A 13,658-nucleotide genomic window follows, 5' to 3' on the forward strand; every position below is an offset into this window, starting at 1 on the left:
ATCCTCGATGTAGGAAACAGAAAGTATGATTAAAGTTATCATCGAACGGCGAATTATGCCTGGTCTTGAAGAAGAATTTGAGCAAGCAGCGCGGGAGGCAATGCGCGTTTCCCTAGGCGTAAGGGGCTTCATCGGTGGTGAAACACTGGTAGAACTTGGTCATACCGATCGGCGACTGATGATTACTAAATGGCGTGACATCCGCGCTTGGAAGGAGTGGCACTCAAGCGAAGCGCGGGCAATGGCCATGCAGCGTATTTTACCGCTATTAACCGAAGATGAAACTATCCGGATTTACGAGCCTGGCTATTAAGCCTGAGGTTTCACTCGCGCTAATCCCTAAGCCTTACATGCACCGTTACCTCTTCCCTATCATGATAGAGGTGACGGCATGATACGTTCGCATGCACGCCCGCTTTTTCCAGCGACTCTTCCAACGCCGTTAGGCAACGTGTTACCTCTTCCCAGCGCTTTTTCATGGGCAACTTGAGGTTAAAGATCGCCTCTTTGCACCATTTACGAATCAGCCAGCGTTCCACCATGGCTAGCACTCGCACTGGTTTATCAACAATATCGCAGACTAGCCAATCCAAACGCTGCGGTGGCTCCCAGGTAAAACCATCTTCTTTGAGATGATCAATCTGGCCGGTCTTCATCAACTGCGATTCCATGGGGCCATTATCAATGGCATAAACGTACATGCCGCGCTGAACCAGTTGCCACGTCCAGCCACCTGGGGCGGCACCTAAGTCAGCTGCTTGCATATGCGGTGCTAACCGCACATCCCACTCATCCCTAGGAATAAACTCATGCCACGCCTCTTCCAACTTCAGCGTTGAGCGGCTGGGTGCACGGGAGGGGAAGCGCAGCCGACGAATACCATTAATCAAATTGCTACGATTGCCTGGGAAGCTCATCGCCAGCTGCACTTGATCACCGTCAGTCCAGAAAATATGTAAGCGTCGTGCGCCCGCACTGCGCCTTAACGCGCCCCGCTTTTTCAACATACTTTCCAGCGGCTTGGTAAGCGCCTTAATCAGCCCAGCCAGCGCTTTGCCATCATTGGTATCTGGCGTTTCGTGCCAGATTTCCTCAAAGTTCCATCGGCTAGCCTTTACCTGCTCCAAAATAGCGGTAAGGCGATCATCTCGTGATAGTGTGAGAGCAGGTAACGCCGCTAAGCTTTGCCGTGCGAAAATTAGCTTTTTAAAGGCTGCTTGACGATGCAACTCATTCACCGGCTCGCCATCTAGACGCGTTAAGCTTACCCACCCCTCGCCGTAAGATGCCTCACAGGCTACGTCGTTTAATGCTGCATGATGCTGCATTTCAGCTAACGCATCATTTTCAAACCCTGGACGGCAATAAACTAACCATGACGTAGGTACCGTTTCGCTCACCACTTCACCTCGATTCCGCCCATCAAAAACGCTGATGGCTGCCTAATTAATTGGGGCGCATCATAGCATTTATCCAGCTCTATTTATTTTCTTTCACACACACAAAAAACCCAGCCGGTTGGCTGGGTTTTCTGCGGTATAGGTGCCTGACGATGACCTACTCTCGCATGGGGAGACCCCACACTACCATCGGCGCTAAGCGGTTTCACTGCTGAGTTCGGCAAGGGATCAGGTGGTTCACGCGTGCTATGGTCGTCAGGCGTAACGGGTAATGTACATCATGCTGACTATTGCTAAATTGTGATCGTCTCATCGCCTGCCGCCCGGGCTGTTGCCTGGGCCACACGCTGCGTATCCGGTTTTTTTAATGTTACGTCATCATCGCGACCAGACCCCTTGGGTGTTATAGGGTCAAGCCTCACGGGCCATTAGTACACGTTAGCTCAACGCCTTGCAGCGCTTCCACACCGTGCCTATCAACCAGCTGGTCTCGCTGGGCCCTTCAGGAGGCTCTAGGCCTCAGGGATGTCTCATCTTGAAGGGGGCTTCCCGCTTAGATGCTTTCAGCGGTTATCCCGTCCGACCATAGCTACCCGGCAATGCCACTGGCGTGACAACCGGAACACCAGAGGGTCGTCCACTCCGGTCCTCTCGTACTAGGAGCAGCCCTTCTCAAACATCCAACGCCCACGGCAGATAGGGACCGAACTGTCTCACGACGTTCTAAACCCAGCTCGCGTACCACTTTAAATGGCGAACAGCCATACCCTTGGGACCGACTTCAGCCCCAGGATGTGATGAGCCGACATCGAGGTGCCAAACACCGCCGTCGATGTGAACTCTTGGGCGGTATCAGCCTGTTATCCCCGGAGTACCTTTTATCCGTTGAGCGATGGCCCTTCCATACAGAACCACCGGATCACTAGAACCTGCTTTCGCACCTGCTCGACGTGTCTGTCTCGCAGTCAAGCACCCTTATGCTCTTGCACTCAATGCACGATGTCCGACCGTGCTGAGGGTACCTTCGTGCTCCTCCGTTACTCTTTAGGAGGAGACCGCCCCAGTCAAACTACCCACCACACACTGTCCTCGATCCGGATAACGGACCTGAGTGAGAACGCCAATGATGCCAGGCTGGTATTTCAAGGTTGGCTCCCTTCGAACTGGCGTCCAAAGTTCAAAGCCTCCCAGCTATCCTACACAGGCAACATCAGCGTCCAGTGTGAAGCTATAGTAAAGGTTCACGGGGTCTTTCCGTCTAGCCGCGGGTACACCGCATCTTCACGGCGATTTCAATTTCACTGAGTCTCGGGTGGAGACAGCGTGGCCATCATTACGCCATTCGTGCAGGTCGGAACTTACCCGACAAGGAATTTCGCTACCTTAGGACCGTTATAGTTACGGCCGCCGTTTACCGGGGCTTCAATCAAGAGCTTCGCCTTGCGGCTAACACCATCATTTAACCTTCCGGCACCGGGCAGGCGTCACACCCTATACGTCCGCTTGCGCGTTAGCAGAGTGCTGTGTTTTTAATAAACAGTTGCAGCCACCTGGTATCTTCGACCGGTTCGGGCTTAGAGAGCAAGTCTCATCACCCTACGCCGGCGTGCCTTCTCCCGAAGTTACGGCACCATTTTGCCTAGTTCCTTCACCCGAGTTCTCTCAAGCGCCTTGGGATTCTCTCCCTGACCACCTGTGTCGGTTTGGGGTACGGTCGCACATGATCTGAAGCTTAGAGGCTTTTCCTGGAAGCGTGGCATCAGTGACTTCCTGACCGTGGTCAGTTCGTTTCGTGTCTCGGCCTGAAAAGGGTCCGGATTTACCTAAACCCTCAGCCTACTCACTTTCACCAGGACAACCAACGCCTGGCTCACCTAGCCTTCTTCGTCCCCCCATCGCAACCATGTCCGGTACGGGAATATTGACCCGTTTCCCATCGACTACGCCTTTCGGCCTCGCCTTAGGGGCCGACTCACTCTGCTCCGATTAGCGTCGAACAGAAACCCTTGGTCTTCCGGCGAGGGAGTTTTTCACTCCCTTTATCGTTACTCATGTCAGCATTCGCACTCGTGATACCTCCAGCAGACTTCTCAATCCACCTTCATTGGCGTACACGACGCTCCTCTACCGCTCATCCAAAGGATGAACCCGTAGCTTCGGTACCTGGTTTAGCCCCGTTACATCTTCCGCGCAGGCCGACTCGACTAGTGAGCTATTACGCTTTCTTTAAAGGATGGCTGCTTCTAAGCCAACCTCCTAGCTGTCTGAGCCTTCCCACATCGTTTCCCACTTAACCAGGATTTCGGGACCTTAGCTGACGGTCTGGGTTGTTTCCCTTTTCACGACGGACGTTAGCACCCGCCGTGTGTCTCCCACGCGTTACTCACCGGTATTCGGAGTTTGCCTCGGGTTGGTAAGTCGGGATGACCCCCTAGCCGAAACAGTGCTCTACCCCCGGCGGTACTACATGAGGCGCTACCTAAATAGCTTTCGAGGAGAACCAGCTATCTCCGAGCTTGATTAGCCTTTCACTCCGATCCACAAGTCATCCAAATCTTTTTCAACAGATCCTGGTTCGGGCCTCCAGTTGATGTTACTCAACCTTCACCCTGCTCATGGATAGATCGCTCGGTTTCGGGTCTATATCCAGCGACTGTGTCGCCCAGTTAAGACTCGGTTTCCCTACGGCTCCCCTATACGGTTAACCTCGCCACTGAATATAAGTCGCTGACCCATTATACAAAAGGTACGCAGTCACAGAACAAGTCTGCTCCTACTGCTTGTACGCACACGGTTTCAGGATCTATTTCACTCCCCTCTCCGGGGTTCTTTTCGCCTTTCCCTCACGGTACTGGTTCACTATCGGTCAGCCAGGAGTATTTAGCCTTGGAGGATGGTCCCCCCGTCTTCAGTCAAGGTTTCTCGTGCCCCGACCTACTCGATTTCACATGATCAGATTTTCGACTACGGGGCTATCACCCGCTACGGCCGCGCTTCCCAACGCATTCGCCTAATCAGTCACATGCTTAAGGGCTGGTCCCCGTTCGCTCGCCGCTACTAGGGGAATCTCGGTTGATTTCTTTTCCTCAGGGTACTTAGATGTTTCAGTTCCCCTGGTTCGCCTCGTACACCTATGTATTCAGTGCACGATACCGATCTTATGATCGGTGGGTTTCCCCATTCAGAAATGCCCGGGTCACAGGTTGTTGCCACCTCACCGAGCCTTATCGCAGGCTACCACGTCTTTCATCGCCTCTGGCTGCCTAGGCATCCACCGTGTGCGCTTCATTGCTTGACCCTATAACCCGAAGGAGTCTGGATGTCGCAATGATCACGTTTCATTTTGCCGGATACGCTGACGCGTATCACAATTTAAGAAGCACTTCTTGCGAAGTGTTCTTGTCAGCATGATATACATTGTTAAAGAGCGACTGCTATACGCAGTGATAAGGCAACGCGGGAGGCGTTTGGCTTATCACTGCGCATCAACAGCTATCTGATCAGGTAATTCATTGTGGACGCTTACTAACTGTGACGCATCGTTTAAGGAGGTGATCCAGCCGCAGGTTCCCCTACGGCTACCTTGTTACGACTTCACCCCAGTCATGAACCACACCGTGGTGATCGCCCTCTTGCGTTAGGCTAACCACTTCTGGTGCAGTCCACTCCCATGGTGTGACGGGCGGTGTGTACAAGGCCCGGGAACGTATTCACCGTGACATTCTGATTCACGATTACTAGCGATTCCGACTTCACGGAGTCGAGTTGCAGACTCCGATCCGGACTGAGACCGGCTTTAAGGGATTTGCTGACTCTCGCGAGCTCGCAGCCCTTTGTACCGGCCATTGTAGCACGTGTGTAGCCCTACCCGTAAGGGCCATGATGACTTGACGTCGTCCCCACCTTCCTCCGGTTTGTCACCGGCAGTCTCCTTAGAGTTCCCGACATTACTCGCTGGCAAATAAGGACAAGGGTTGCGCTCGTTACGGGACTTAACCCAACATTTCACAACACGAGCTGACGACAGCCATGCAGCACCTGTCTTACAGTTCCCGAAGGCACACCAGAATCTCTTCCGGCTTCTGTAGATGTCAAGGGTAGGTAAGGTTCTTCGCGTTGCATCGAATTAAACCACATGCTCCACCGCTTGTGCGGGCCCCCGTCAATTCATTTGAGTTTTAACCTTGCGGCCGTACTCCCCAGGCGGTCGACTTATCGCGTTAACTTCGCCACAAAGTGCTCTAGGCACCCAACGGCTGGTCGACATCGTTTACGGCGTGGACTACCAGGGTATCTAATCCTGTTTGCTACCCACGCTTTCGCACCTCAGTGTCAGTGTCAGTCCAGAAGGCCGCCTTCGCCACTGGTATTCCTCCCGATCTCTACGCATTTCACCGCTACACCGGGAATTCTACCTTCCTCTCCTGCACTCTAGCCTGACAGTTCCGGATGCCGTTCCCAGGTTGAGCCCGGGGCTTTCACAACCGGCTTATCAAGCCACCTACGCGCGCTTTACGCCCAGTAATTCCGATTAACGCTTGCACCCTCCGTATTACCGCGGCTGCTGGCACGGAGTTAGCCGGTGCTTCTTCTGCGAGTGATGTCTTTCCTGCCGGGTATTAACCGACAGGCGTTCTTCCTCGCTGAAAGTGCTTTACAACCCGAGGGCCTTCTTCACACACGCGGCATGGCTGGATCAGGGTTGCCCCCATTGTCCAATATTCCCCACTGCTGCCTCCCGTAGGAGTTCGGGCCGTGTCTCAGTCCCGATGTGGCTGATCATCCTCTCAGACCAGCTACGGATCGTCGCCTTGGTAAGCCATTACCTTACCAACTAGCTAATCCGACATAGGCTCATCCAATAGCGGGAGCCGGAGCCCCCTTTCTCCCGTAGGACGTATGCGGTATTAGCCTGGGTTTCCCCAGGTTATCCCCCACTATCGGGCAGATTCCTATGCATTACTCACCCGTCCGCCGCTCGTCAGCATCTAGCAAGCTAGATCTGTTACCGCTCGACTTGCATGTGTTAGGCCTGCCGCCAGCGTTCAATCTGAGCCATGATCAAACTCTTCAGTTTACAATCATTGTGATCCTTACTCGCTTACCTACGAACTAGCCGAAGGCAGCAAAAGCGGATCAAACTTGGCTCAAGGTTCAAACGAATTCATTCAAAACAGGTTTCGAAAAACCTTATTGCTTGAGTCGCTTGCCTTGATATTTGGTGATTTGCCACCAACATCAGCAAGCGCCCACATGAATTACCTGATCAAATTGTTAAAGAGCGATTTCGCTGTGTTTGACTGGCGAACCGTTGAACTGGCTTGCCGCAGCGAGAAAGGCGTATTTTACGCATTTCCTGGTGGTTGTCAACCGCTGTGTTTAGCGGGTGAAGCGAGCGATAAAAAATGCGCTAACCTCCTGACAAACCAAGGCTTTTACACCTTATACACCGCTGGTAACGCTTGGCGTCCCCGGCAGCGGATGCGTACTTTAAGGCCTCACTATCAAGATAGCAAGTAAAAGAAGATATTGCGTATAAAAAAGCGGCAAAAGGCTCTCCTTCTGCCGCAAACCACCGATCAGAATGCCTGACCAGAAAGTGCTCTTTTGACATCTTAGCCGTTAATTAAATTTCAAAGCCCAAACCAAAGTCGTCGCTGGAGATGGCCATCAGGCTGGAAGCGCCCGACTGAATCATTTGCGCATGCGCCTTTGTGCGCGGCAATAGCCGCTGATAATAGAAGCGAGCAGTATTCAATTTAGCAGCATAGAAGGCTTTATCTTCGCCCTCTAAAGAACCAGATGCCTGCTTGGCCGCACGAGCAAATAGGTACGCCAGCGTGACGTAGCCGGAGTACATAAGGTAATCGATGCTTGCCGCGCCTACCTCTTCGCGGTCCTGCATCGCTTTCATACCTATGCCCATGGTTAGCTCACCCCACTCTGTGTTCAGCTTTGCCAGAGGCCCGATAAACTCTTTAAGCGCCGGGTTCTCTGATTCAGCCTTGCAGAACTGGTGAATCTCCTTGGTGAACACTTTCAACGACTCACCCTGACTCATAAGGACTTTACGACCCAGTAGGTCGAGCGCCTGAATACCGGTAGTGCCTTCATACAAGCGGGTAATACGCGCATCGCGTACCAATTGCTCCATGCCCCACTCTTTAATAAAGCCATGGCCGCCATAAATTTGAACACCTTCATTGGTGCTTTCAAAACCGACTTCGGTCAAGAACGCTTTTACAATCGGGGTTAGCAGCCCCAAAAGCGTGTCGGCACGCTCTCGCTCTTCACCTGGCTGACCATGCTCTACAACATCCAGCATTTGAGCGGTGTATAGCACCAGCATACGCCCGCCTTCGGCGAAGGCTTTCTGAGTCAGCAGCATGCGTCGAACATCGGGGTGGACGATAATCGGATCAGCCGGTTTTTCAGGCGCTTGCTTACCCGACAAACCTCGCATCTGCAGGCGATCACGGGCATAGCTCAACGAATTCTGGAAGCTGGCTTCAATCAATCCCAGCCCCTGAATACCTACCCCAAGACGCGCAGCGTTCATCATGGTGAACATACACGCCAAGCCTTTATTCGGGGCGCCCACCAGATAGCCGGTTGCGCCATCGAAGTTCATCACACAGGTAGCGTTACCGTGAATGCCCATTTTATGCTCTAAAGAGCCGCAGCTAACGCCATTGCGCTCACCAGGATTGCCTTCGGCATCAGGCATAAACTTAGGCACCACAAATAGCGAGATACCTTTTGAGCCCTCCGGCGCATCAGGCAGCTTTGCTAGCACTAAATGAACGATGTTCTCAGCCAGATTATGCTCACCAGCCGAGATAAAAATTTTGGTGCCGGTAATCGCGTAAGCGTCCCCTTCAGTGGGCACTGCGCGCGTTTTGATCAAGCCGAGGTCGGTACCGCAATGGGACTCGGTTAAACACATCGTGCCGGTCCATACGCCCTCCACCAACTTGGTGAGGTATGTAGCCTTCTGCTCATCGGTACCGTGATGGCGCAGCGCATCTGCCGCGCCATGGGAAAGCCCCGGGTACATACCCCATGCCAAGTTGGTTGCGCAAATCATCTCCGAAAGCAGCATCGCTAACGAATGCGGCAGCCCCTGCCCGCCATGCTCAGGATCGGCGGCCAAGCTCGGCCAGCCGCCTTCTACATATTGTTGATAGGCTTCTTTAAAACCATTGGGCGCTTTTACTTCGCCCCCTTCTAACAAGCACCCTTCTGCATCGCCGCTTTGATTAATCGGCAGCAGTACCTCGCGAGCAAACCGCGCCCCTTCCTCTAAAATGGCGCTAACGACATCGGGCGATGCTTCGTCACCGCCCGGCAAGCGCGCATAGTGACCAGGATAATCAAGCATTTCGTCCATAACGAAACGCATATCACGAATAGGGGCCTGATAAGTGGGCATCGCACTTCTCCTAAAACACTCTCCTACAACCGGGGGATCAAAAGCCGAATAATATTTTCAAAACTGAAGGCGGCTTTCAAACACATGTTTGAAAGCTAGCGCGGGCGCCCTGCAGAGTCAAGCGAGCGTTTGAATTTAGCGCTAAAACGCTCTACAACTTTGGTAGCTAATGCCGCAAACCTCTGATGCCAGCAATAAAAAAACTCGCCAGCCAAAAGCTGACGAGTCGTCTCATTGTGATTCTATATAGCTGAAGCGTTACTGCATGCGTATGCCGCCATCCAAGCGAATGAGTTCGCCATTCAGCATTGGGTTGGTAATAATTTGCTCGGCTAATTGAGCAAACTCATCCGGCTTACCCAATCGCTTGGGAAATGGCACCGCTGCCGCTAGGGCCAGGGCAGCCTCATCGGGTATCTCGCTCATCATTGGTGTTTCAAAAACGCCTGGGGCGATTGCCATAACGCGAATGGCATGACGCGATAACTCGCGCGCCGCTGGCAAGCTCATACCCACAACGCCCGCTTTAGAGGCGCTATAAGCACACTGCCCTACCTGACCATCAAAAGCCGCAATAGAAGCAGTGTTAATAATCACCCCGCGCTCCCCGCTCTCATTAGGCGTATTTTTAGCCATCGCCGCCGCGGCGAGGCGCATTACGTTAAAGGTACCCACCAGGTTGATGTTGATGGTTTTAATGTAGCTATCTAGATCAGCCGGCTTTCCCTCACGATCAACCAACTTGGCTACGCTAACGACACCCGCACAATGAACCACACCTGAGAGACCGCCCTTACCACCCAGCGCTACCGCGGTATCGACCGCCTGCTGCATTTGCTCGGCAGAGGTAATGTCTGCCAAACACGCTTGAGCATGCTCCCCCAACTGCTGAGCATGTGCGTTTACGCTGTCATTTAAATCGCATAAAACGACCCGAGCGCCCGCAGCCACCAAACGCTCTGCCGTTGCCGCGCCAAGACCAGAAGCGGCCCCAGTAATTAAAAAAGTACTGTCCTTAACCTCCATAACCATATTCCCTATAAGCGTTATGTTTATTTGGCTGTCTTAGCTTCTTCTGCTGCTTGGGCACGCAATTTAAAGCGCTGAATCTTGCCACTGGGGGTTTTGGGTAACTCATCGACAAACTCAATAACGCGTGGGAAAGCGTGAGTCGATAACCGCTCACGCACTCGCTGCTTGATCTCATCGGCAAGTGCTTCACTTGCCTCATAGCCTTCTCGCAGTACGACATAGGATTTGATCACTTCGCCACGGATCTCGTCTGGCTGCCCCACCGCCGCAGACTCTGCAACAGCCGGGTGAGTCATTACACTGTTCTCAACATCCGTTGGCCCCACCCGATAGCCTGCAGTAGTAATAATGTCGTCGTCCCGCCCGGCAAATTGGAAGGTGCCATCTTCATTACGGATCACAACATCGCCAGTCAGGTAATAGCCCTCTACAAAGGGATTTTTCTCCTGCCAGGTGTAACCTTGAAAGAAGTGCGCAGGTGAATGCTTGATATCCACGGCAAGCACCCCCGGCTCACCCGCAGGCAGCTCGTGATACTCGGCATCCAAAATCGCCAGACGATAACCCGGCATTGGGACGCCCATCGCGCCCACATGCTTAAGGTGATCAAGTGCATGGTGGTTATTGCACGTCATGCCGGTTTCAGTTTGCCCATAATGGTCCATGACAGGACAGCCAAGCGACTTCTCAACCCAAGTGACCACTTCCGTGTTCAAAGGCTCGCCGGCTGAACTCGCTGCACGCAGCTCCAAGGTTTGATGGGCGTCATCAAACAGGCCTGATGCCTTCATCAGCCGGTAAGCGGTAGGGGCAGCGGCAAAATTGGTAATGTGGTGGCGCTTCATAAACGCCAGCGCCCCCTCAGCACTAAAGCCCGCTTCACAAAAATGGGTCGTCACACCGAGCAGCAGTGGCCCCGTGATCGCATAGTAAAGACCATACGCCCAGCCTGGATCAGCCATATTCCAAAAGCGGTCATCATCACGCAGGTCAATGGCGAGCTCCATATAGATCGCGAAGGCAGTCATTCCAGACAAGGGAACAGCAACACCTTTGGGCTTGCCCACGGTGCCAGAGGTAAACATTTGTAGAAAAGGTTGTTCAGGCGACAGCCTTGGCGGTTTATCATTCATTGACGTGTGCGTCAATGCAGCTTGCCAATCATGATCATCCGCATGCTCGCTGGTTGCACCACCGACTGCCAGCACTGGCGGACACTGGCTCAAGCCATCAAACTTATAGCGATTAGCGTGATCGGTAATCACTAGCTTGGTATCTGCACGCCCTAAACGATAGTCCACGGCATCAGGGCCAAAGGCAGTAAATAGAGGTTGATAAACCGCGCCAATACGCCATGTAGCGAGTACCGCAATCAAAAGCTGTGGTGACCGCGGCAACATACAAGCAATGCGATCACCTTTACCTAGCTTTTGAACTTGAAGCCAACCTGCCAATTTAGCGCTCTGCTCATCCAGTTCAGCGTACGTCAGGGTGTGAACCGCCCCTTGGGCATCCTCTTGAACTAGCGCCAGCACATCGCCGCGCCCTTGGCGCACATGCCGACCACAGCAGGCTTCGAAAGCATTCAACATTCCATCCTGATGGTCATCCAGGCGAGCAATAACGCTATCAATAGAAAAGTTTTCAAGGTAGTGCTGATAGTCGGGCAGTGATTGTGGTGTGGCTGTCATGATGGCTCTCTAATGTGGTGGGTCATTGTTGTTAGTAATGAGCGCAAAGTAATACAGGTAGGGCGCAAGCAAGGTCGCCAAAACTATCCGTTGACGTTAACGGAAGCTTTAAGTTAAAAACAACGCTAAAAGTAATCGTCGTAGAGAGCAAGCACTCTGATGAATTAAAGCGTTAGACGTTGGTAGGAAGCTGTATAGCGCAAGCAGTTCAAGCAGGCGGGGGCATAATCATGGCGACAAGCTCATCAGCGAGATCATCAGGGGAACGGGGACCATTAGGATCATACCAGCGTACGGTCCAATTCAGTGCCCCGAGCACGAAGCGCGAGACCAGGAAGCGGTCTCCATGAATCAGCCCTGCTTCTAAAGCATCATCGATGACAGTAACCCACAGCGCTTCGTAGGCATCGCGTAAATGACTTAAATGAGCACTCGCATCAGGATCGAGTCGACGCCACTCAAAGAGTGCCACTACATGGGCATTACGGTCAGTAAAAAGCGTTTCGAGATGGGCACGCGCCATAACGCGCAGGCGCACTTCAGGGTCAGAGGCACACTCATCCAGCGCTTTACGTGCGATTAACAAGGCGTTTTGAGTGCCCTCTTCGATCACAGCAGCGAGGATTTCCTGCTTATCTTTAAAGTGATGGAACAGGCTACCGGACTTAATGCCCATTTCCTGCGCCAGCATACGCACGGTGGTGCGATCAAAGCCCTCTTGAACGAAGAGCTGGGCGGCAAGGCGCGTCAACTCCTTGCGGCGAGGTGATGCATTCATTACATTCATGTTATTTACACTAGCGCTTGCTTGGTTACTCTGGAGAAAACCACAGCACCGCCTACGGGTCAACGTATCACCCACTACGCAACCTGATAATCACAATAAATCTGAAGGAGATTGACCATGAGCAGCCCCACTGACGTTGTATTTCTCGCCGCCAAACGCACCCCTATGGGCGGCATGATGGGCAGCCTTTCGAGCATGTCGGCACCAGAGCTTGGCGCAATCGCCATCAAAGCAGCCATTGAAGAGGCGCGTATTGACCCCGCTCTGATAAGCGAAGGGATAATGGGCTGCGTACTACCAGCAGGCGTTAAGCAGGGCCCAGCGCGCCAGGCGATGCGTCAAGCGGGCATTCCCGATGCCAATGGCGCCACCACCATCAATAAGCTGTGTGGCTCTGGCATGAAAGCTACCATGCTTGCCCATGATTTAATCAAAGCAGGCAGCGGAGATATTTTGCTGGCGGGCGGGATGGAGTCCATGTCTAACGCCCCGCACGTGCTGACCAAGGCACGCGGCGGTTACCGGTTGGGACACGGCGAGCTTAAAGACCATATGTTTTTGGATGGGCTTGAAGACGCCGAAACGGGCAAGCTGATGGGCGTGTTTGCTCAAGATGTCGCCACAGAGCGTGGCTATACGCGCGAACGCCTGGACGATTTTGCCATTGCCTCGCTTGAGCGCGCCATGGCGGCCACTAACGCAGGCCACTTAAACGCTGAGATGGCCCCCGTCACGGTCTCCACACGCCAGGGTGAACATCTGGTCGAGCACGACGAGCAGCCCTTCCAAGCTAAACTCGACAAAATCCGCCAGTTGCGCCCTGCTTTCGCCAAAGATGGCACCATTACCGCTGCCAACGCCAGTTCGATTTCCGACGGTGCCTCGGCGCTGATTTTGGCCAGTCAGGAAGCCGCGGATCAGCACGGCCTTAAACCTTTAGCACGCATGCTTGGCCACACTACCCATTCACGCCACCCAAGCGAGTTCACTATCGCGCCGGTGGGTGCGATTGAAAAGCTGATGAAAAAGCTAGGCTGGGGCGTTAATGATGTCGATCTATTTGAGATCAACGAAGCTTTTGCCGTGGTGACACTGATGGCGATGGATGATCTAGGCCTGCCCCATAACAAGGTGAATGTTTTCGGTGGTGCCTGCGCCCAGGGCCACCCGATTGGCTCAACCGGCTCGCGCATTATTGCCACGTTGATTCATGCACTGCGCACCAAAGGCGGCAAACGCGGCATTGCCAGCCTGTGCATCGGCGGCGGCGAAGCGACGGCCGTCGCCGTCGAGCTAATCGACTAACCACTCCTCGC

8 protein-coding genes and 3 rRNA genes are annotated in these 13,658 nt (G+C 53.3%); 3 read left to right on the forward strand and 8 right to left on the reverse strand.

Translation table 11 applies throughout. The annotated features are described in order from the left end of the window. Nucleotides 1-25 precede the first annotated feature (25 nt). The gene (locus Q3Y66_RS12230; protein ID WP_007113141.1) at nt 26-313 is read left to right on the forward strand and encodes an antibiotic biosynthesis monooxygenase; all 288 of its coding nucleotides are present in this window, start codon (nt 26-28) and stop codon (nt 311-313) included. Nucleotides 314-332: 19 nt separating this feature from the next. On the opposite strand, the gene rlmM is transcribed toward Q3Y66_RS12230, so the two are convergent. From rlmM to Q3Y66_RS12250, 4 genes are all read right to left on the reverse strand, one after another. Beyond that, the gene (gene rlmM, locus Q3Y66_RS12235) at nt 333-1,403 is read right to left on the reverse strand and encodes a 23S rRNA (cytidine(2498)-2'-O)-methyltransferase RlmM (RefSeq protein WP_035587494.1); all 1,071 of its coding nucleotides are present in this window, start codon (nt 1,401-1,403) and stop codon (nt 333-335) included. Nucleotides 1,404-1,544: 141 nt separating this feature from the next. Next, nucleotides 1,545-1,660: ribosomal RNA gene (rrf, locus tag Q3Y66_RS12240) — 5S ribosomal RNA — on the reverse strand. 147 nt (nt 1,661-1,807) lie between these two features. Beyond that, a 23S ribosomal RNA gene (locus Q3Y66_RS12245) occupies nt 1,808-4,698 on the reverse strand. Nucleotides 4,699-4,944: 246 nt separating this feature from the next. Continuing rightward, nucleotides 4,945-6,477 (reverse strand): 16S ribosomal RNA (locus Q3Y66_RS12250). Together the 16S, 23S and 5S rRNA genes form the textbook arrangement of a ribosomal RNA operon. Nucleotides 6,478-6,542: 65 nt before the next feature. Here Q3Y66_RS12250 and Q3Y66_RS12255 point away from each other — a divergent pair. Further along, nucleotides 6,543-6,920: a hypothetical protein gene (locus tag Q3Y66_RS12255; protein WP_303319489.1), complete on the forward strand. Its 378-nt coding sequence runs from the start codon at nt 6,543-6,545 to the stop codon at nt 6,918-6,920. A 106-nt stretch (nt 6,921-7,026) separates the two neighbouring features. Here Q3Y66_RS12255 and Q3Y66_RS12260 read toward each other — a convergent pair whose 3' ends face one another. The 4 genes from Q3Y66_RS12260 to Q3Y66_RS12275 all read right to left on the reverse strand — a co-directional run bounded on the left by Q3Y66_RS12260 (nt 7,027) and on the right by Q3Y66_RS12275 (nt 12,333). Continuing rightward, nucleotides 7,027-8,832, reverse strand: coding sequence for an acyl-CoA dehydrogenase C-terminal domain-containing protein (locus tag Q3Y66_RS12260; protein WP_008959493.1), 1,806 nt, complete (start codon nt 8,830-8,832; stop codon nt 7,027-7,029). Between the two features lie 258 nt (nt 8,833-9,090). Continuing rightward, complete coding sequence (locus tag Q3Y66_RS12265) at nt 9,091-9,858, reverse strand: SDR family NAD(P)-dependent oxidoreductase (RefSeq protein ID WP_008959494.1); 768 nt, start codon at nt 9,856-9,858, stop codon at nt 9,091-9,093. Nucleotides 9,859-9,884: 26 nt separating this feature from the next. Then, nucleotides 9,885-11,555 (reverse strand): AMP-binding protein, encoded by a 1,671-nt coding sequence (locus Q3Y66_RS12270; protein WP_008959495.1) that lies wholly within the window; start codon nt 11,553-11,555, stop codon nt 9,885-9,887. Nucleotides 11,556-11,763: 208 nt separating this feature from the next. Beyond that, nucleotides 11,764-12,333 (reverse strand): TetR/AcrR family transcriptional regulator, encoded by a 570-nt coding sequence (locus Q3Y66_RS12275; RefSeq protein ID WP_035587360.1) that lies wholly within the window; start codon nt 12,331-12,333, stop codon nt 11,764-11,766. 126 nt (nt 12,334-12,459) lie between these two features. On the opposite strand from Q3Y66_RS12275, the gene Q3Y66_RS12280 reads away from it, so the two are divergent. Beyond that, on the forward strand, nt 12,460-13,647 hold the full coding sequence (locus tag Q3Y66_RS12280) for an acetyl-CoA C-acyltransferase (protein ID WP_008959497.1): 1,188 nt from the start codon (nt 12,460-12,462) through the stop codon (nt 13,645-13,647). The last annotated feature ends 11 nt before the right edge of the window (nt 13,648-13,658 follow it).

The sequence above is a fragment of the Halomonas sp. HAL1 genome, assembly GCF_030544485.1.
Lineage (GTDB): Bacteria > Pseudomonadota > Gammaproteobacteria > Pseudomonadales > Halomonadaceae > Vreelandella > Vreelandella arctica.

Coding starts and splice junctions, on each gene's coding strand:
- Q3Y66_RS12230 (WP_007113141.1), top strand. CDS start 26: ATGATTAAAGTTATCATCGAACGGCGAATTATGCCTGGTCTTGAAGAA.
- Q3Y66_RS12260 (WP_008959493.1), bottom strand. CDS start 8,832: ATGCCCACTTATCAGGCCCCTATTCGTGATATGCGTTTCGTTATGGAC.
- Q3Y66_RS12265 (WP_008959494.1), bottom strand. CDS start 9,858: ATGGAGGTTAAGGACAGTACTTTTTTAATTACTGGGGCCGCTTCTGGT.
- Q3Y66_RS12270 (WP_008959495.1), bottom strand. CDS start 11,555: ATGACAGCCACACCACAATCACTGCCCGACTATCAGCACTACCTTGAA.
- Q3Y66_RS12275 (WP_035587360.1), bottom strand. CDS start 12,333: ATGAATGCATCACCTCGCCGCAAGGAGTTGACGCGCCTTGCCGCCCAG.
- Q3Y66_RS12280 (WP_008959497.1), top strand. CDS start 12,460: ATGAGCAGCCCCACTGACGTTGTATTTCTCGCCGCCAAACGCACCCCT.